The following is a 20005-nucleotide window of genomic DNA, read 5'->3' as shown; positions in this document are numbered from 1 at the left end:
CAACCCTGAGTCTTACGCCATTTGCTGCGCTGACTTGTTGATAAAAGACGAACCCATTAACAACCTGATTTACGGCGATACTCTCGGCATTAAAGACGCCAAAAACAAAACCAACGGCTTTGTTGCCCATGACGGCCACCCGGATAAAAAATTCCATTACATGCTGGCCAACCCGCCCTTTGGCGTGGAGTGGAAACCCGAAGAAGACTTTGTGCGTGAGGAATACAACAACCTCGGCTTTAACGGCCGTTTTGGCGCTGGCCTGCCGCGCATTAACGACGGCTCGCTGCTGTTTTTACAGCATATGATCGCCAAAATGCACCAGCCGCCGAAGATGGTTAACGATAAAAATGAAGGTGGTGATGGCTCCAAAATCGCCATCGTCTTTAACGGCTCGCCACTGTTTACTGGCGATGCAGGCTCTGGCGAATCCAATATCCGCCGCTGGATTATCGAACGCGATATGCTCGATGCCATCGTCGCGCTACCCGATCAGATGTTCTACAACACTGGCATATACACCTATGTGTGGATCGTCACCAACAAAAAGCCCGCCCACCGACAAGGTAAAGTGCAACTCATCGACGGCACCCGCCATTTCAAAAAAATGGATAAAAGCCTGGGCAATAAACGCAATGAACTGTCAGACGATCACATTAAAGAACTGGTGCGCCTGTATGCCGAATACGAACACGATGCCCAAAGCCAGGTATTAGTGGATGGCAAAAGTGAGGCCCGCGTGTGCAGCAAACTGTTTGATAACCAGGATTTCGGCTTTTTAAAAATCACTGTCGAGCGGCCGCTGCGCTTGAACTTTCAGGTGAGTGCCGAGCGCATTGCCAAGCTGGATGAGCAAAAAGCCTTTAGCAATTTAGCCACCAGCAAAAAGCGCAAAAACGAAGCCGCCTATGCGGCCGAAGTGGCAGCCGGTGAGGCGCTGCAAGCAGCGATTAAAACCCTGCTCGAACAGATGAATGGCGAAACCCTGTATAAAAACCGAACCCAATTTGAAAACGTTTTAAATAAAGCCCTGAAACAAGCCGAACTCAAACTCGGCGCACCAGTGAAAAAGGCGATTCTGGCGGCGCTCAGCGAGCGCGATAAAACCGCTGATAGTTGTTTGGATGCCAAAGGCAACCCCGAGCCCGATAGCGAGCTGCGCGATACCGAAATTGTCAGCCTGCCCGACAATATCGCCCTGCCATTGCCGCTGGGTTTTGATAACGAAACCGGTCACGATCAGTTGTTAGAGCTGGTCAAAGACCACTGTGAAGATTATCTCAAAGCCGAAGTGCTGCCCCATGTGCCGGATGCCTGGATAGACCACAGCAAAACCAAAGTAGGTTACGAAATTCCGCTGACGCGGCATTTTTATGTGTACCAGCCACCGCGCCCGTTGGAAGAAATTGCCAGCGAAATTAGCCAGCTGGAAAAAGAAATTGTGGCGATGTTGGGTGAGGTGGTGTGATGCAATACTCAGCATATCCGGATAGATCACCTACAGAAGAGTATCTTTGGAGTAAGGATATTCCTTCTCACTGGAAAACCATCCGGTTAGGCTTCCTGATAGAAATGCTTGTCGGGAATGCTTTCTCAAGTGAAAAATTTCAATATGAAGGCGGAATTCGTCTCGTACGAGGTGACAATGTAACGGAAGGCCGATTGCGCTGGGGTGATAAACAGCGATGCTGGCCTGAAGTTACGAAAGATATTGAACGATATTTATTGTCTAGCGATGACATCCTTATTGGAATGGATGGATCGAAAGTTGGAAAGAACTTTGCACAAGTGCACCAAGATGATCTCCCACTTTTACTCGTTCAACGTGTGGCTCGCCTTCGGAGCACATCTGATCTATATCCGTCATACCTAAGATATTTGATAGGTTGTCCACTTTTTTTAAGTTGGGTAGAACAGCGCAAAACAGACCCAATGGTTCCCCACATCACAGCAAAAGACATCCGAAATTACAGAATCTGTTGTCCAGATTATGAAGAACAACAAACCATCGCCCGTTTCCTCGATTTCAAAACCGCACAAATCGATGCGCTGATCGCCAAGAAAAAAGCCCTGCTCGACAAGCTGGCCGAAAAGCGCACCGCCCTCATCAGCCACGCCGTCACCAAGGGGCTTGATCCTTCCGTACCGATGAAAGATTCGGGGGTGGAATGGTTGGGGGAAATTCCGGGGCATTGGGAACCCAAGAAGATTAAGTATTTCACACAAATCCTTAGAGGAAAGTTTTCACACCGACCTCGAAATGATCCAAGGTTTTACGATGGGGATTATCCTTTTATCCAAACCGGCGATGTTGCTAGAGCCCAGAAATTTATAACCGGCTATTCGCAAACATTGAACGAAGATGGATTGAAGGTAAGTAGAGAGTTTCCAGCAGGTACACTCGTGATGACCATAGCTGCAAATATTGGAGATATGGCGATACTTAATTTTGACGCATGCTTTCCTGACAGCATTGTTGGATTTGTACCTCAGGATAATGTGAACCTTGATTACTTATTCTATATGTTCACAGCCATGAGACAGCAACTTTTAACAACAGCGGTTCTGAATACGCAACTCAATTTGAACATCGAGAGAATTGCTGATCAGTTTGGCGCATGCCCACCACTTGTTGAACAAATTGAAATAGCAAAGTATTTAGAATCAATAGAATTAAAGCTCTCTGAGCAAGCATTATCTATTTCAAATGCTGTCGAGCGGCTCCAAGAATACCGCTCCGCCCTAATCACCAACGCCGTCACGGGTAAGATCGATGTTCGTGATTGGGAGGCGGCATGAGTGCCTCAACTGGCACCGGCAACACCGCTCCTGCGCATCCCTGCGCCCGCGGCATTTGGGCTATTCTGCCCTTCATCAATGTGCGCGGTTTTGATGTCACCACTACTACTCCACGGAAGGAAAATACCCATGCCTAAATCACCTATTTCAAGCCAGCACCACGCCACTTTTGAAGGCATCCGCCAAACCGATGAGGCTGGAAATGAATTCTGGTCAGCAAGGCAATTAGCCAAGGTGCTGGAATACTCGCAATACCGCCACTTTTTACCGGTGATGGATAAGGCGCGGGAAGCCTGTACCAACAGTGGCCAGAAGGTGGCCGACCATATGGAGGAGTTCCTCACTATGGTCGATATCGGCTCCGGGGCCAAGAGGCAGGTCGAGGATGTGCGCTTGTCACGCTATGCCTGCTACCTGATTGTGCAAAATGGCGATCCATCAAAGGCAGTCATCGCCAACGGCCAAACCTATTTTGCCCTGCAAACCCGCCGACAAGAGCTGGAAGACAGTGCCAAATTTGCACAACTGAGCGAAGATGAAAAACGCATCGCCATTCGCAATGAACTGGCCGAGCACAATAAATACCTAGCGGCAGCGGCCAAAGATGCCGGTGTAGAAACCCCGCTGGATTACGCCATATTTCAGGATCACGGTTATAAGGGCTTGTATGGAGGGCTGGGCGCAAAAGACATTCACGCCCGCAAAGGTTTAAAAAAGAGCCAAAAAATCCTCGACCATATGGGCAGCACTGAGCTGGCAGCGAACTTGTTCCGCGCCACCCAAGCCGAAGAAAAGCTCAAACGCGATCAGGTCAGCGGCAAGCAGCAGGCCAATCAAACCCATTTTGAGGTGGGCAAAAAGGTGCGCCAGACCATTGCCGAATTAGGCGGCACCATGCCCGAAGCCCTGCCAACGCCGGAACAGAGCATCGCTCAGGTAAAAAGCAGCCAGAAGAAGCTGGAAAAAACACAAGCACCAAAAAACAAAAAGCCCCGATGACACACACCGAGGCTAGCTTGATCCGCTGCTATCTGACCTACAGCGGGCGACCGGGCACCCCCAATCCGCATGGGGCGCACTGTACTAAATCCAGCCGCCAAGAATCAACGGAAGAATGACCATGCACATAGAAAGCGACTTTGAAAACGACATTGAACAAGCTTTGATCAGCCTCGGCGGCTATGAAAAGGGCAACACAAAAGCCTATGACCCGGAAACAGCGCTGTTCCCCGCCGATATTGTGGCCTTTGTGCAACAAACCCAGCCCAAAATCTGGACACGGCTCACGGGGCTGGATGCCGCTAAAGCCCCGGCCATGCTGATTGATAGCCTAGTGAAGGAGCTGGCGGTAAAGGGTTCGCTGGCTATTTTGCGCGAGGGCTTTAAATGCGTGGGTAAAACCGTGCGCCTCGCCTATTTTGCCCCCAATACCGGGCTGGACCCAGCCAGTACCGAGCGCTTTGCCGATAACCGCCTGACCATTATTCGGCAAGTGAATACCAAAAGCGGCGCCATTCCCGATGTAGTGCTGGCGGTGAACGGCCTGCCGGTGGCGACCCTGGAGCTGAAAAACCCGATGTCGGCCACGCACTGGAATGTGGAGCACGCCAAGGCGCAATACCGCTTTGAGCGCGACCCTAAGGAGCTGCTGTTTGCCTTTAAACAGCGCTGCCTGGTGCACTTTGCGGTGGATACCGAGCAGGTATACATGACCACCAAATTGGAAGGCAAAGATACCTTCTTTTTGCCCTTTAACCTTGGGCATAACCATGGTGCCGGTAACCCACCGGCAGCCGGTGATGTGCGCACTGGCTATTTGTGGCGGGAAGCGCTCACCCGCGACAGCCTGATGGATATTCTGGCGCGGTTTATCCACCTCGATATCGAAGAAAAAACCGTCGTTACCGAAAAAGGCATCAAGCGCCACCGCAAAGAGACGATGATTTTCCCCCGTTACCACCAGCTGGATGCGGTGCGAGCACTTACCAGCCATGCCCAAGCCAATGGCTCTGGCCATAATTACCTGATTCAGCATTCGGCAGGTTCCGGTAAATCCAATTCCATTGCCTGGCTGGCGCACCGCTTAAGCAGCTTGCATGATGCCTTTGATGAAAAGATTTTCCATTCGGTGGTGGTAATCACCGACCGGCGCGTGCTCGACCAGCAATTGCAAGACACCATCTTCCAGTTTGAACACAAGCTGGGCGTGGTGCAGAAAATCGACGAAAACACCCAGCAGCTGGCCAAGGCGCTGGCCGATGGCGTGCCGATTATTATTTCCACCATTCAGAAATTCCCGTTTATTACCCAGGCCATTCGTACCATGGAAGCTAACGGCAAGGGCGTGGCGATCTCTACCGAAGGCAAGCGTTTTGCAGTGATTGTGGACGAAGCCCACAGCTCGCAAAGCGGTGAAACCGCAATGGAGCTGCGCAAAATTTTGAATAAAGACGGCATTGAATCGGCCATTGCAGAGCAACTGCTGGATATAGATGACGACGCACTGAGTGAGGAAGCCAAAAAAGAATTACTGCGCGAGCAACTTAAGCGCGCCAAGCAACCCAACCTCAGCTTTTTTGCCTTTACCGCCACACCCAAATTTAAAACCCTGGCGGTATTTAATGAGCCAAATCCAAAAACAGGTAAGCCACCGTTCCATCACTACAGCATGCGTCAGGCCATTGAAGAAGGCTTTATTCACGATGTTTTGGCGCACTACACCTGCTACAAGCGCTATTACAAGCTGATTCAAAAAGTAGAAGCCGACCCGGAAGTGCCGCGCCGTAAAGCAGCTCGCGCACTGGCACGCTTTGTTGAGTTTCACGATTATGAGATCGCGCAAAAGGTGGAAGTGATTGTGGAGCATTTTCGCACCCATACCCGCCATAAAATCGGTGGTCGCGCCAAAGCCATGGTGGTCACCGGCTCGCGCGAACACGCGGTGCGCTACAAACTGGGCTTTGATAAATACATCAAAGACAAAGGCTATACCGATGTGAAATCGCTGGTGGCCTTCTCCGGTGAAATTACGCTAAAAGAATATGCCGACAAAAAATTCACCGAAGTGACTATGAATAACGGCATTAAAGAATCAGAACTGCCGGAGAAATTCAACACCGAGGAGTATCAGGTGTTATTAGTGGCCGAGAAATATCAAACCGGTTTTGATCAGCCACTACTGCACAGTATGTATGTAGACAAACGCCTGTCGGGCATTCAGGCGGTTCAAACCCTGTCACGCTTAAACCGTACCACACGCGGAAAAACCGATACCTTTGTGCTCGATTTCGTCAATGAGCCGGAAGATATCTACACCGCTTTTAAGCCCTATTACGAAACTACCGATAAAGGTGAAGACACCGACCCACAACAGCTCAATACATTGGCGCATACACTGGCTGGATGGAAAGTATTTACCGAGTCGGAAATCAGTGCCTGGTGTGAAATCTGGTTCCGCAATCGCTTAAACCCCACCGGTGGTGAGCACAAAAAACTGAACGGCATTCTTGATCTAGCAATCGAGCGCTACAAAGAACTGGCCGAAGAAGGTCAGGCGTTATTCAAAAGCCAGTTGGTGAGTTTCAGAAATCTGTATGGTTTTGTTTCGCAGATTATTCCGTATCAAGACTCTGACCACGAAAAGCTCTACACCTATGCGCGTTTTCTGCTCACCAAGTTGCCACGCAATCCGGATAACCGCACCGTGCAAGTAGATGATGAAGTGGAGCTGAAATACTACCGCCTGCAGAAAATCAGCGAAGGCGCGATTGATTTAAAGGTGGGTGAACCCGAAGCGCTTTACGGCCCCACTGAAGTGGGTACAGGCCAAGCCGACGAAGAAGTGCAGCTCTCGACATTAGTGGATAAATTAAACGAACGCTTCGGTACCGAGTTTACTCCTGCTGACCAATTGTTTTTTGATCAGGTGCGCGAAACCGCCGTAGCCAATGAGCAATTGCGCCAAGCTGTGATGGCCAACAGCATGGAAAACTTTGAGCCGGTATTTAACAAGCAACTTGAAAACCTGTTTATTGAGCGCATGGACGGCAACGAGGAGATTTTTGTACGCCTGATGAACGACGAGGCATTTCGGAATATCGCCGCCAGCCATTTGATGCGGGCGGTGTATCAGCAGATTCGCACTTCGGACAAAAACGTGTGAGCCATTGAGGTGTTGCCTAGTTACCCGGGAGTGCCTGATAACTGGGCGCATCCCTGAAGTCATCCCGCAAGTCAGCGTGGACAGACCACTGTCCTCCGGTAAAGCCTTGCCTCTACCCGCAGCACTCCGCACCGGCCTGCACCACCCTCGTAAGCTGGTTTTGCTATAAGCCGCATACGCCACCAATAAACAAACCCTGCCATCGCACGATGGTGGGGTTTTTATTGGCCGAAAGCCGTTGTTTTTAATGCTCACACGTCTTGAATTCACCAAAGGTGCCGATTGTTCGCAAAGGAGAGCCACGGATGAGTCAAATAAATACTCATAGCCCCAAATTTGAATTAACTTCCTATATGAAATTTTATTCTAAAATCCTCGTGCAGGTGGCTCCAGTGCTCTTTGAGTTTTTGTTTGTGTGTTTCATTTATGGGAAGGTCTTTGATTGCGTCTTGCCATAGGTTTCGGGCTTTTTCTACAACATCATTTAAATGTGGTTTAATTGCTCGCCAAGGAATATTGGCGTGCTCGGCCCATGATTGAAAATGCGTAAGAGAGACGTTATACCAGTCTTTGGTTTTTCCTAAATTAAGCGCAAGGTTTTGTTCGTTATTGATGTATACGTTTGTGGTAAGAATATCGTATGCGGGTGAAAGTCTTGGGGTGATTTTATCACTATAAATTAAACTCCAATTTTTTAAATGTGCATCGCCATTAGCCAATAATATGTTTACGAGTAATCGTCGAGCAAATTGCTGTGCATCTGCCAAACCATTACCTGAATATTCATAAATAATGCGCCCTATTTGTTCGTAGTTTGCTGCGTTATATTTTTCGTGAGGGTATTTAACCAATACTTGGGCAAAATCCTCCATGTGAATACGAGTATTATTTTCGCGATCAAATCGTTTAATCGCAAAAGCGAGTTTTTCATTCGGTAAGTTTATCTGTGGTAGGTTATCGAGTTTATTCAGCTCAACCAGTTTAATTTCTGGAATGTCTACACCCACCAATTCTGCGAGTTTCATTGCAGTGTATTCATTAAGCGGCACATCTTTATGCTTGGTAGAAGGTGTTTTTACAATCCAATCGCCCAATATATTATCTTTAGTAAGATTGTAGCGTCCATCCTGTTCTTTCATGGAGAATTTCATTTGAACACCGGCTAACGAAAATTTATTTTCCGGTGAAATTCTATCGAATTTTATAGGAAGAACTTTACCGTGAATATTCAAAATGCTCTCTGGAACATCGTTTGGTTCAACAGGTTCGACAATTAAAGCACCCGGCAGGTCTGCGCCTAAATAAGAGAGAATATGAAATTCATTATCGATGTGAACTTTAAGCTCTTGAGCTATCAGTTCTCTTAAAGATCCCTCTGGTAACAAATTAGATAAGACGGGATGCAGCTTTTGATTTCTCGCCCACTGCTCTGTCATTATTTTTTTAGCGTGCGGGAAAGTAGGATGAGTAATTAAGCTAAAAGTTGGGCGGTTTGGATCGTGCTTAAATTCGTCCGCAAAGTTCAGAATATTTCTGCCACTTTTAAAACCCACTAAATGGCCAACCAGCCTTCCGTGCAGGCTCAATTTAAGTACCTTGATTTCCTCAGCGCGGTCACCGCTCATGATTCGTCCCCTAACAAATCTTGCCATGGATCATCGGAAAGCCGTTGTTTTTTCTCCGGGCTTTCGGGCTGGTTCGCTTGTAGTGCGGGTTCTTTATCGGGTTCGTAGCTTTTTTGTTCGAGCAGCTCAATAACAGCGTTTAGCTTTTCTTTTGGTATGAGCATGAGTTCGCTATCTAGGCCCTTCGCAATTAGCTCTAAGGTATCTAATCTCGGATTTCCCTTAGATTCTAGGCGCTGATACTGCTGGCGAGATACACCTACGCGCAGCATCATGTCGTTTTGCTTAAGATTTAGCTCTAATCGCCGCTGTTTGATTTGATGAAGTATCGAATTCATAACCGTAAATACATAAGTTGCTTTTTATGGAATAAGAAACATATTAGTTGCTTTTGAGCACTTATAGCAACTTATAAGTTGTTTTTTTATGTGCCAGCTGCTTTCAATCATCAATCACATAAAAACCTTGGTCTTAGGTTAAAAAAACTTAGCTTTATTTGTGCTCTCCTGCTATGAATGCAACTTAGTTTTACGATTACACCTTTCATTAAACAACGCCCTTTTTCCTGCTAGCAAGGACTCCTTTTGTGCTAAAAACCCTGTTTGTTGTTGATAACAACGATGATTCACCGTTTCCTGAAACGTCTATTAGTTTTGATGATTATCTGCGTGATTACCCGAAGATTGGCGAGCCAAAAACTCGCGTGGTGAATTTGTGCGATACTTCGCGTTATTTAAGCAAAGGCTATTATTGTTCGCTGCTGGCAGAGGCTCGTCACCACGGTGCCATTCCGAGTGTGAAAACCATTAATGCGCTGCGCGGTGAAGGGGCGATTTTGTGGCTTAAGAAGAATCAGATTAAAGACGACGACATGCCTACCGAGCAGCAGGAGTTTATCCTGTGCATGGGTAAACCACTGGATGGTCGTTACGGTTCGATTGCGGTAAAGGTTTTTAATGAATGGCCGGCGCCGTTGCTTAAGGTTACGTTACTGCCGGATTCTGGCGGTGTACGCGTTCAGGTTCAGCGTTGCAGTATAAAAGCGTTATCGCCAGAGCAACACGCGGTAATGACGCAAATTCTGGAGCTTAATGCGAATTCGTATTGGAAAAAGCAAAAAGGCGATAAGCGTGCGCGCTGGAATATGGCCATGCTTGTGAATAAAGCGGAGAAGGTGCCACCGAGTGATAAGAGCGCGCTAAACCGTTTTGTAAAAGCCGGAGCTAAGCTGGGTATTGCTGTGGATATTATCGAGGCGTACGAGCTTACGAATCTTAATCAATACGATGCGTTGTTTATTCGTGAAACCACGGCAATTAATCACCCAACTTATCAGTTAGCAAGCCGTGCCGAAGAATTGGGTTTGGTTGTAATGGACGATACCCGCTCGATTTTGCGTTGCTGCAATAAAGTGTATTTACACGATGCCTTTAATTATCAAAAAGTACCCAGCCTAAAAACCGAATTTATTTTGGATGACAGCCCGCAAACGCTGGATAACATCGAACAGGCTTTCGGGTATCCGATGGTCATCAAAATGCCGGAAGGTTCGTTTTCTAAGGGTGTGTTTAAGGTTAAATCTCGCGAAGAGCTTGAAAATACCTGCCAAACGTTGCTTAAAGACTCTGCGATTTTATTGGTGCAAGAATATCTGTTCACCGAATACGATTGGCGTATTGGCATGATTAACGGCCGAGCGTTTTATGCTTGTCGTTATTATATGGCGCGCGGCCACTGGCAAATTTATAACCATGGTTCGTCGCGAAATTTCTCCGGCGGTTTTGATGCGCTACCAACCTTTGAGGTACCACGCCCCGTGCTAAAAGCCGCGTTAAAAGCCGCCGCTGCGGTGGGTAACGGCCTTTACGGTATCGACATTAAAGAGGTGGATGGCAAAGCCTACGTGCTAGAAGTCAACGACAACCCAAGCATTGATCACAAAGTTGAAGATGCTTATTTAGGGGATGAGCTTTACATGCAAGTAATGGGTGAGTTTTTGAATCGATTGGAACAGCGTGGCCACTGAATTCGTAAAAATTTCTGGTACAGCATTAGCGATAATTTGTGGTTGGGCGACAACGTCGCCCGTAAGGCACCGATATAAATGACCAACGCAGAACATTCTTTTGCTATCAACGCGGCAACGCTTACCGATTTAAATTCGTTGATAGAATTGGAAACCGCTTGTTTTAAAACCGATCGTTTGAGCGCACGAAGCTTTAAACGTCATATTCAATCGCCCAATTCTAGCTTGCTAGTAATTCGCAATGAGGAACAAAAATGCATTGCCTACGGACTGGTGCTGTATCACCAAGGCACTCGTCTGTCACGCTTGTATTCTTTGGCCGTTAGCAGTAATTACCGCGGCCAAGGCTTGGCATTAATGTTGTTGAAGCAATTGGAATCTTTAGCGGCAAATAACGAACGTCACTATATGCGCCTTGAAGTTGCCAAACATAATCAAAAAGCCATCGACCTTTATGCGGCAAACGGTTATCGCGTGTTTGGCGAATATCAAGATTACTACGGTGATCACGACGATGCGTTGCGTATGCAAAAACGTATTCGCGCACCGCGAGAACCCGGCGTACAACGTCATACACCTTGGTATCGGCAGTCTACCGAGTTCACCTGTGGCCCAGCGGCGTTACAAATGGCCATGGCCAGCCTTTCGCAAAACTACACCTGTACGCTTGAGAACGAACTGGATATTTGGCGAGAAGCCACAACCATATTTATGACTTCCGGCCACGGTGGTTGTCATCCTTATGGACTGGCTTTAGCGGCTAAAAAACGAGGTTTTTCTACCGATGTTTGGCTAAGCACCGACCAACCTTTGTTTATTGATGGCGTGCGTTCAGACCATAAAAAACAAATCATGGCTACGGTTCATCATCATTTTTATGAGCAGTGTTTACAGCAAAACATTAATATTCATGCCCAAGCCATCAGTTATGATGATATTGCTCACCTGATTGCTAACAAACACGCCGTATTAATTTTAGTAAGCACCTACCGTTTAGACGGTAAAAAAGCGCCTCACTGGATGGTGGTAACAGGTATTGATGATAACTGCTTGTTTGTGCACGATCCCGATCAAGATGAAGAGCACCAAACACCCTTAGATTGCCAATACATTCCCATCGCACACGATGACTTCGAGCGTATGTCGGTATTTGGTAACCAACGAATTCGGGCCGCAGTAACACTTCATTTAAATACGCATTAAATAGAACGCCGTCATAAATACGCAGATAAAATATTAAAAAGCTAATTTTAAAATTTCAAATTAGAAGAAAGAAATTTCTGATTAACCCGGATTTTTCAGCAATACATGGATGTGTTATTAATTTCAAAATTGCCAGACAATTGAATTTCGAATACGTTAAAAAATTTACGCACTTATTTTTTTAAACATTTCTCAATAACAATACAACGAATTCTTAAGAAACTACGCTGTAATCAAGATAATATCTCTCAAAAAATTTAATAAAATAACATTAAATTGATCGCAGTCATTCTTCTTAAAATAATTAAATTCCACTGCGAATTCATAGGCTATTAAAATAGAGAGCTCTAATTCACCTGGAGTTTCCTATAAATCATTCTAAGTAAACATGACGGTCAACAATCTTGTTGGCCGTTTTTGCGTATGTAAATAACCCTCAATTAACATCATTACGACCCAACTTATTTGGTATAAACTGCGGTTATATAAACTAATGAATCGAATGGGGCAGCCCCTGATGCAAAAAACCACTTTAGAACAATGGCGCATGTTTAAGGCAGTGGTCGACGCAGGTGGTTTTAATCAAGCATCCGATCAGGTACACAAAAGCCAATCAAGTATTCACACCGCCGTTAATAAACTTGAAGAAGCACTAGGCGTTAAATTATTTTATGTAGAAGGCCGCAAAACCGTTTTAACCGAAGCCGGAAAATTACTACTAAGACGCGGCGAATTTTTATTAGACGAAGTACAACGCATAGAATCGGTTGCAAAATCTTTAAGCACCGGTGTTGAATCCGAATTACGCATTGCCGTAGATGGCGCCTTTCCGCAAAAAGTAGTCTTTCAGGCTTTAGAGCGAGTCTCTGCTATTTTTCCGCAAATACGAATCGATATTTTTGACACGGTTTTATCCGGCACTAATGAGCTTATTGAAGAAGGCAAAGTAGATGTTGGAGTATCGCCCTTCCCAATGCCATCGGGCTTAAACGAAGAAATTTGCTTATTAGAATTTATCGCCGTAACCCATAAAGATCACCCGTTATTGCAGCTTAAACGCGAACTCAGTTACGAAGATTTAAAATCTTACCGACAAATCATCGTTCGCGATTCCGCCACACACAACAACGCAAGCTCCGGCTGGTTAGGTGCAGAACAACGCTGGACAGTAGAACAAATGCGCGCATCCATAGAATTAATTAAACAAGGCATGGGTTACGCGTGGCTGCCTAAATTATCCATATTAGAATATTTAGACTCTGGATTAGTTGTACCACTGCCCTTACTCGAAGGTAGCAAAAGAACCTGTAGCTTCTATTTAAACTACCAAGACCGCGACCAAATTGGCCCCGCAACCCGAGAATTTATGGGCGAGTTGCGCCTGCTTACTCTGGATCTACCCACATCGGAAGATATTAATTAAATCACCGCTGTTCGTTCGACTAAACCGAATAATACATACGAATAAAAGCCATTTTTCTTATCCGCCGTAATCACTAAGATTACTCCCAACTTAAATTCAATCGTTGGAAGCATTTATTATGTTTTATTATCGCCCTTCTCAAGATCGTGGTGAGGCTAGTTTTAGTTGGCTTAAGAGCAAGCATTCGTTTTCGTTCGGGAATTATTACGACCCGCAACATATGGGTATTTCGGCACTTAGGGTTATTAATGACGATTTGGTAAAACCCGGTTCGGGCTTTGATACACACGGGCATCGCGATATGGAGATTATTTCTTATGTGTTAGAAGGTGCTATTGAACACCGCGATACCTTGGGAAATGAGTTTGTGGTGCCTGCCGGAGAGGTACAGCGCATGAGTGCGGGCAGCGGAATAAAGCATTCGGAATTTAATCACTCCCAAACCGATAATTTACGCTTTTTGCAAATTTGGGTTCAACCCAACCAAAAGAATATTCAACCAAGTTACGAGCAAAAAGCCATTGAACAACACAGCCAGTTAACGCCATTGGTGACGGCGGACGGTCGAGATGGATCGTTAATGATGCATCAAGACGCAAGCCTTTTTCGATTACAATTATCCGCTGGCGAAGTTTATACCTTTAACACCCAGAGTAGACCCGGGTATTTGCATATCATTAGTGGCAAAGCCATGATTGATGGTAAAACCTGGCAAGAAGGTGACGCACTAGGCGCTTTAGGCGAAACATTCACAGTAACGGCCAACAGCGATTTAACGGCGTTATGGTTTGATTTACCACCACTTGAACAACAGTAGGTTTATTTGGACATTTACGTATTTTGGCTTTTAGCCATAGTCGGAGTAATTCTTACCGGCATATCAAAATCGGGATTTGCCGGTGGTGCCGGGGTTGTGGCCGTTCCGCTTTTATCATTGGTTATTCCGGTGCAACAGGCGGTTGCACTTATGTTGCCACTGTTATTAATTATGGACGCGCGAACGGTAGGTCTGTACAGAAAATCGGTCAATTTAAACGATATAAAAGCCATTAGTCTTGCGGCATTGTGCGGTATCGCTTTAGCTGGAACACTCATGCAAACCTTGTCTGCGGTGAGTTTACAAATAATATTGGCGTTGTTTTGTATTTTATTTGCTTTTTGGCACAACATCATTCCGCTAATTGGCAAACTACCCGGCGCCGCATACGTGTGGGGATGTGTCTCTGGCATTAGCAGTACATTACTGCACGCCGGTGGCCCGCCCATTAATATTTATTTTATTGCCAAACAAATACCTAAAACACAATGGCTGGCACAGGCTGCGGTATTTTTTGCGTTTATGAATGTTATTAAATTGGTACCCTATACGCTAAGTGGGCTTTGGAGTCGATCTTCTTTATTGTACGATTTACTGTTACTGCCAGTGGCGCTTTTAGGTGTTCAAGCAGGCTATAAAATACAAAAGCACCTGAGTGAAAAGCAATTTATGACGATTTGTAGAGTCTTGTTAGCCTGCTCTGGTTTAGGATTACTGATTAAAAGCTTTATTCATTATCACATTATTAAATAAAAAAATAACCAAGTTAAGTTCACACAAAAATTCTAAAGCTATGGGTACTATTCCTGCCATTTTCGATAACCCGTTCTTGTCTACAATAAAACGACCTAATTTAAATGGCAGGAAGTTTCTTAGCTTTTTTAACCCAGTTTTTAAATCGAACTCAACTCTTGCATCGAATCCAATAAGGCAATGCCACCGTCGCTTAACACTAAGCGATCTAAGTGGTTCCAAAAAGCGATTTTTCTGACCACAAGCACGTTTTCGATTTCTTTAATTAACGAATTTTTTAATCCCACCGCGTTCAATATATTTTGGTATTCTTCGGTCTCAGATATTTTTTCGATGTGTTCGCGGCTTAATCCGGCATTAAAATCGGTGATTACGCTAATCAACAACGGAATTTGTGTAATGCCACGGCACAATATCACCAATAAGCTCTGGATTCGCATGGCAACGTCAGAGAGCATTTCGTCTTTGCCCATTTCGTTGAGAAAAAAACAATCACCCAGTTGCTTGAGTTCGTAACCAATACAGCTGTAGAGTTGATCGTAATGAACTCGATTAATTTCTGAGGCAAGCTCATCAAATAACGGATTAGGCTCTAAGTGCTCGCCGTTGCGGATTTTTTTATTAATTAAATTACCGTTAATTAATTCACGATAAATTTTACGGCTTAATTGTATTTGCATTGCTGATTCTCTTTAACTTACGCGTGGCTTTTAGAACGTGTGCTGTAACAGCGTTTGCGATAGCGTAATCGTAAGCCTTGGTATTCAATGGTTGCAAAGGCCGCCGGAAGTGCCAACTCTACGATGCCTTTCGCGGAAAGAAAGGGCACGGCATCCATTAGATTCTTTAGCGAATAGTCACTCAAATGCTCACACAAAAACCGATGCACACTTAAAAACGCATCGTCGTAGTTTTGTTCGTAATTAAAATCGGCCATAACGGCGAGCATTTTTTCAATGAATTTACGCTGTGCGATTTCTGCATCACTGGTTGGTTCGCCAACGCCAGAAAATTCTACTCTAGGTTTATTCAGCTCGGCTTCAAGACGAACACGCAGAATTTCATTTAAGGCAAAGCTACCTTCAGATTTAGGCCAATTTACATTGGCAGATTGAGCGCGCAAAAAGCTTTTTAATCCACCTAACGGGCGCGCCGATGCAAATACCGGGTGATCGGGGCGCAGCATAAAATCCCGTAATAATCCGGTTTGCTTTTCTTCAACCGCACCACGCAAGGCGTTGTAGAGTTGCTCGGTGCGGTTGTAGCGGCGACGTTCAGCTTCTGCGTATTTAACGTAGCTGTCTAAACCCTTAGCAATATTGCCAATTTCACGGCCCATCGCCAAAATATGAAACTGAATACGCTGTAATTTAGCAACGTGGTCGGTAAGCTTGCGTTCTTCAAACCGCGCGATAATCTTTTTTAACAGCGCCATGGGTGCAGTTTCGCCAAACAGCTCGGTACGCGCGCGGCGAATATCCAAGCGCTCATCCAAAAACTGCAAGGTAGGCGTTACGTGGCGTTCGTGGATGCGCAAAATTTCATTCAGCGCAACACGCACCTGATCGGAACGTTCTAAATCTATATAAGATTTTTCGTCAACAATTGTTGCCAGTCGCTCGGTCTGGCCTTTCAGGGCTCGCACATTGGATTTCAACTTTGATGCGATGTGCTGCAAGCTGGAATATACCGACGAGACCAACTCTTCAAAATTATCGTCTCCGGCGATCCACATAACTTGTGTATCGCTCACTTGCCGATAGCATTCTTCGAGTTGTTTCATTAATTGATTGAGTTCGGCGGACGATAATTCCCGCAATCGCTTGCTGTCGAGGTGTTGCAGCATTTGCAAAATAAAATCTTGCAAACGAAAGCGCCCGGTACGGCGATCGGCGTAATTCAATAAACCATTACGCTCTAAATTATCAATACTGAGCGTATCAAATAATCGGCGTCTTTCGGTATCGTTAAAGCCTTTGGTGGTTGCTACCAATAACGCATCGTAGTCACTAATGGTAAATTCCAAGGCGTGGTTTTTGTAATCCGCAAGCGCGTGATCCATTAACCGGAAAAATAACGCCTTATTATTTAAGATCGCAATAATAGTTTGGTCGCTATTAACAACTGGCATAATTCACCCTTAAACCAGTTCGAAAGATTCTTCAGAATCTATGGCAGCGAGGGATTCGGTCTCGGCAATATAAATTGCCAAACATTTATTCACCACCTGGCCTTCGGTGACATTATGCAGATACACATCGTGCCAACGGCCAATGTGCTGGGCGATGTAACCATTATTGTTTGGGTTGGCAACCAACAACACAAAATGATTAGACTCAACAACTCGGCGTAACTCTGGAAGGTTGTCTTCATCCAAACTGCCGATTTCATCAAACACAACCGGCAAGGTAAAGGTAACGTCTTCGGGTACAAGGCGACGCATTAAAATTGCCAATAACACGGCGTTAACCATGCCGCTGGTGCCGTTCGATTGCGAAGTCGTTTCTTTTTTACCGTTAATTTCGTATACAAATTTAACGTCGGTAATGATTTTTTCTAAATCGAGTTTGCCGTAGTTAGCGCCTTCAATTAAATATTTTTCACAGAAATCCAACAAGCGTTGATAAAACGAATCTTCCATTAGCTGATCAGACGTCGAGCCGTGATTAGCAAGTTCACGACGTAGGGTATTAAAACCGTCAAGGGTTTTAATCTCGATGGTCACACCGGTCAGGTTAGAGATTTTCACACTGCCAAGCAGAGCATTAATTCGCTCTTCAAAGTTTTTAATGGCTCGTGCCATGCTGTCAAGCAGGCTGATTTCAACGCTGGTTTGATGGTTGTGCTGGCGAACTTGAATAAAATGTTCTTTCTCTTTGGAAACAATATTTTCAAATTCGGAACGCAGTTTTTGGTAAGCATCCAAAAAGTCATTGGATTCTAAATCGGTGCGGTGAGCTAGGTCGGCATCTATGGCAAGAATATTCGCCGAAATTAGCGTTCTAAACTGCTCCAGCGATTTTTGTTTGTTCGCTTTTAATTTATTTTGCAGTGTTTCTAACGCGTTTAAATACTGTTCTATTTCATCAACCGTTAACGGGTTATCACCTTCAACCGAGGCAAGTATTTGATCTTGTTCGTCGGCAACCAGTTTCTTTAAGTACTGTAGCTGTGTATCGCACTGTTTGATGCGCTCGAAATTTTTCTCGATACTCAATACTTCTTTGCGAGTTTCTTCTTCTATGGCAAAATATTCTATATAGACATTATTTAAACGGTCTTTTTCAAACTCTAACAATTCAAGCTGCTCGTCTAAATTAGCTTGCTGCAATTGTTTTTCTTGTAAATCGTCGAGATCACGTTCATAGCTTACCAATGCCTTAATTTCGGCATCAATTTCTTTAATTTCTTGCTTTTTCTCTTCCAGCAATGCCGTGGTAAGATCACCACCAGCTTTAATAACACGATCTAGCTCATCGATGGATTTTTCGTTGCTATCGTACTGATTTCGAACATTGTCTAGTTCTACTAAAATAGTTTCTCGAAACGATTGCGCATCAAATGGCTTGATTTTGACGTTTTCTAATAACTCACCGCAAAACAGTATTTGTTCATTTTCAAACTCAAACAATTCGGTAAAACATTCAACGGCCTGCACCTGCATACTCATGGGCTCTTCAACAAGCGCCTTAAAGCTCGGGTTTAAACTGTTAAGCACCGTTGCCGCGTGATTTTCTAGATAACTTAATAAACCTTTCGAGTCGTCGTTTAATTGTTGCTCTAGCAATTTTAACTTGGTTGCTAGTTTATTTTTTTTGCTGATCAATTCGCCCAAACGAGCATTGGCTTTTTCGCTGTTTTGAAAACTCTCTAACTCTGCCTCGGCTTCTTTTTTGAATTCCCGTAAATGATTACTAATTTCAAAGGTATCGTCGCTGTCAATGACCGGCCGTTCGCGCTTAATAACGTCTTCGGCTAGGGTAATGCTGGCGGTGAGTTTTTCAATGTCTTTGGCGATAGGTTTGCGCTCGCCGTTTTTAGCAGAAATTTCAGCGGTTTTTTCGGCGAGGATTTTTTCGTGTTGTTTGCGAGTACCCACTAAATTGAGCAGCTTTTCTTGCGCGCTTTCGTGTTCGGGCTGAAACTGATCCATCAACAACTGAATGGATTGGCTAAGACCGGCAACGTCTTTTTGCCAACTTCTAACGTTTAATCCGTAGTCACGGTAGCAAGTTTCTAAAACTTTCCAATGTTGTTGGTGATTTTTTACCTTGTGAATATGATTGGCTTCTTGTCTTAAGCGTTCGCGATCGGAATGAATGCGTTTGAAATCAATATTAATCGGTTCGCGCCCGGTTGAAACTTCGCTGTCGATAATATTAGCAATGGCCAGTGGCAGGTTTTTGGTATCCGCACCTTTAATATCAAATGAGAGCTGCAATAACGCTTTGATAGATCGCATCATTGGTGGTTTTGGTAATTGCACCAAAGGCATTAAACAAAACCGTGTTTCGGGTTTAGTTGGGCTTACTCGTGTATACAGCGCGGTACGAATGGTTTCTTGATCGTTAAGTGGTAGCGCTTTTAATGCTTGTAACTGTTTTTGTACGTCACTTAAATTAAAATCGTCTGGGTGTGCACCCATGCCTTGGTTAGCAGCCGATTGCGTATTCCAAAACAAATGGCGAATTTTTGCGTAGGCACAGGGCACAGCAATGCGGTTGTATCCTAGGGTTTCTTTGGGGTTTTGATGCAAGACAATGCAAAAATCCCCTTGCGGATTAGTCGCTTCTAAAATAATAAACGAAGTAGAACTTGGAAAATAATAACTAAAACTTTCTTCACCGCTATAAACCTTACCGCCAGAGGAGAATCCGAATTTCTTTTCACAGGCTTTAAAATTTACCTCGGCCAATAAAAATAACTTCAAAGCGTTTAACGCCGAGGTTTTGCCTTTATTATTTTTACTTAATAATGCCGCCGTTTGATCAATAGGAATTTCAACATAGGCAGCGCTGCCTGAATTGACCATAACCAAACGTAAAACTTTGTAACGGTCCCCATCTGGTAACAAATCCATAATTTTTTCCATGATTTATCCTAGATAGGCCCTTTTGTAATTAAGTTATTAAGCATTAAATATTGTCAGTAACACAGACTAAATCGATTAAAAATTGGCTTACCTCAAACTTGGTTT

15 protein-coding genes (1 of these 15 only partly in view) are annotated in these 20005 nt (G+C 44.8%); 9 read left to right on the top strand and 6 right to left on the bottom strand.

The window, feature by feature from the left end; all coding sequences use genetic code 11:
- A protein-coding gene (locus ACYQ2C_RS08015) for a type I restriction-modification system subunit M (RefSeq protein WP_460101496.1) crosses the window boundary here: on the top strand, positions 1–1468 show its 3' portion. The gene continues 770 nt to the left of window position 1, outside the view; only the last 1468 of its 2238 coding nucleotides appear in the window; its start codon lies beyond the left edge, outside the window; the stop codon is at positions 1466–1468.
- Positions 1468–2799: a restriction endonuclease subunit S gene (locus ACYQ2C_RS08010; RefSeq protein ID WP_460101498.1), complete on the top strand. Its 1332-nt coding sequence runs from the start codon at positions 1468–1470 to the stop codon at positions 2797–2799. The genes ACYQ2C_RS08015 and ACYQ2C_RS08010 overlap by 1 nt, the downstream gene beginning before the upstream one ends.
- A 5-nt stretch (positions 2800–2804) precedes the next feature.
- Here ACYQ2C_RS08010 and ACYQ2C_RS08005 read toward each other — a convergent pair whose 3' ends face one another.
- Complete coding sequence (locus ACYQ2C_RS08005; RefSeq protein ID WP_460101500.1) at positions 2805–2930, bottom strand: hypothetical protein; 126 nt, start codon at positions 2928–2930, stop codon at positions 2805–2807.
- On the opposite strand from ACYQ2C_RS08005, the gene dinD reads away from it, so the two are divergent.
- On the top strand, positions 2929–3798 hold the full coding sequence (gene dinD, locus ACYQ2C_RS08000; RefSeq protein ID WP_460047518.1) for a DNA damage-inducible protein D: 870 nt from the start codon (positions 2929–2931) through the stop codon (positions 3796–3798). The genes ACYQ2C_RS08005 and dinD overlap by 2 nt on opposite strands.
- 121 nt (positions 3799–3919) lie before the next feature.
- On the top strand, positions 3920–6961 hold the full coding sequence (locus ACYQ2C_RS07995; RefSeq protein WP_460101502.1) for a type I restriction endonuclease subunit R: 3042 nt from the start codon (positions 3920–3922) through the stop codon (positions 6959–6961).
- A 341-nt stretch (positions 6962–7302) separates the two neighbouring features.
- On the opposite strand, the gene ACYQ2C_RS07990 is transcribed toward ACYQ2C_RS07995, so the two are convergent.
- On the bottom strand, positions 7303–8586 hold the full coding sequence (locus ACYQ2C_RS07990; protein WP_460101510.1) for a type II toxin-antitoxin system HipA family toxin: 1284 nt from the start codon (positions 8584–8586) through the stop codon (positions 7303–7305).
- Positions 8583–8924, bottom strand: a complete 342-nt coding sequence (locus ACYQ2C_RS07985; protein ID WP_460047515.1) for a helix-turn-helix domain-containing protein — start codon at positions 8922–8924, stop codon at positions 8583–8585. The genes ACYQ2C_RS07990 and ACYQ2C_RS07985 overlap by 4 nt, the downstream gene beginning before the upstream one ends.
- 248 nt (positions 8925–9172) lie before the next feature.
- Between ACYQ2C_RS07985 and ACYQ2C_RS07980 the strand changes: the two genes are divergently transcribed.
- The 5 genes from ACYQ2C_RS07980 to ACYQ2C_RS07960 all read left to right on the top strand — a co-directional run bounded on the left by ACYQ2C_RS07980 (position 9173) and on the right by ACYQ2C_RS07960 (position 14808).
- On the top strand, positions 9173–10612 hold the full coding sequence (locus ACYQ2C_RS07980) for a RimK family protein (RefSeq protein WP_460047514.1): 1440 nt from the start codon (positions 9173–9175) through the stop codon (positions 10610–10612).
- Positions 10613–10690: 78 nt separating this feature from the next.
- Entirely contained in the window at positions 10691–11815 is a 1125-nt protein-coding gene (locus tag ACYQ2C_RS07975) for a GNAT family N-acetyltransferase/peptidase C39 family protein (RefSeq protein WP_460047512.1), read from the top strand.
- A 517-nt stretch (positions 11816–12332) separates the two neighbouring features.
- Positions 12333–13238: a LysR family transcriptional regulator gene (locus ACYQ2C_RS07970; RefSeq protein ID WP_460047510.1), complete on the top strand. Its 906-nt coding sequence runs from the start codon at positions 12333–12335 to the stop codon at positions 13236–13238.
- Positions 13239–13356: 118 nt separating this feature from the next.
- Entirely contained in the window at positions 13357–14055 is a 699-nt protein-coding gene (locus ACYQ2C_RS07965) for a pirin family protein (protein WP_460047508.1), read from the top strand.
- Positions 14056–14061: 6 nt separating this feature from the next.
- Positions 14062–14808: a sulfite exporter TauE/SafE family protein gene (locus ACYQ2C_RS07960; RefSeq protein WP_460047507.1), complete on the top strand. Its 747-nt coding sequence runs from the start codon at positions 14062–14064 to the stop codon at positions 14806–14808.
- Between the two features lie 140 nt (positions 14809–14948).
- Here the strand turns inward: ACYQ2C_RS07960 and ACYQ2C_RS07955 are convergent, their stop codons facing one another.
- From ACYQ2C_RS07955 to ACYQ2C_RS07945, 3 genes are read right to left on the bottom strand one after another with little or no spacing between them, the layout of a single operon-like run.
- Positions 14949–15488: a condensin complex protein MksE gene (locus ACYQ2C_RS07955; protein ID WP_460047505.1), complete on the bottom strand. Its 540-nt coding sequence runs from the start codon at positions 15486–15488 to the stop codon at positions 14949–14951.
- A gap of 17 nt (positions 15489–15505) precedes the next feature.
- Positions 15506–16939 carry a hypothetical protein gene (locus ACYQ2C_RS07950; protein WP_460101515.1) on the bottom strand — a complete coding sequence of 478 codons (1434 nt, stop codon included), beginning with the start codon at positions 16937–16939 and terminating at the stop codon, positions 15506–15508.
- 9 nt (positions 16940–16948) lie between these two features.
- Positions 16949–19900: a hypothetical protein gene (locus ACYQ2C_RS07945; protein ID WP_460101517.1), complete on the bottom strand. Its 2952-nt coding sequence runs from the start codon at positions 19898–19900 to the stop codon at positions 16949–16951.
- Positions 19901–20005 lie beyond the last annotated feature (105 nt).

This window comes from Sessilibacter sp. MAH3 (assembly GCF_054658275.1).
This window is presented reverse-complemented; position numbering and strand designations above follow the sequence as displayed.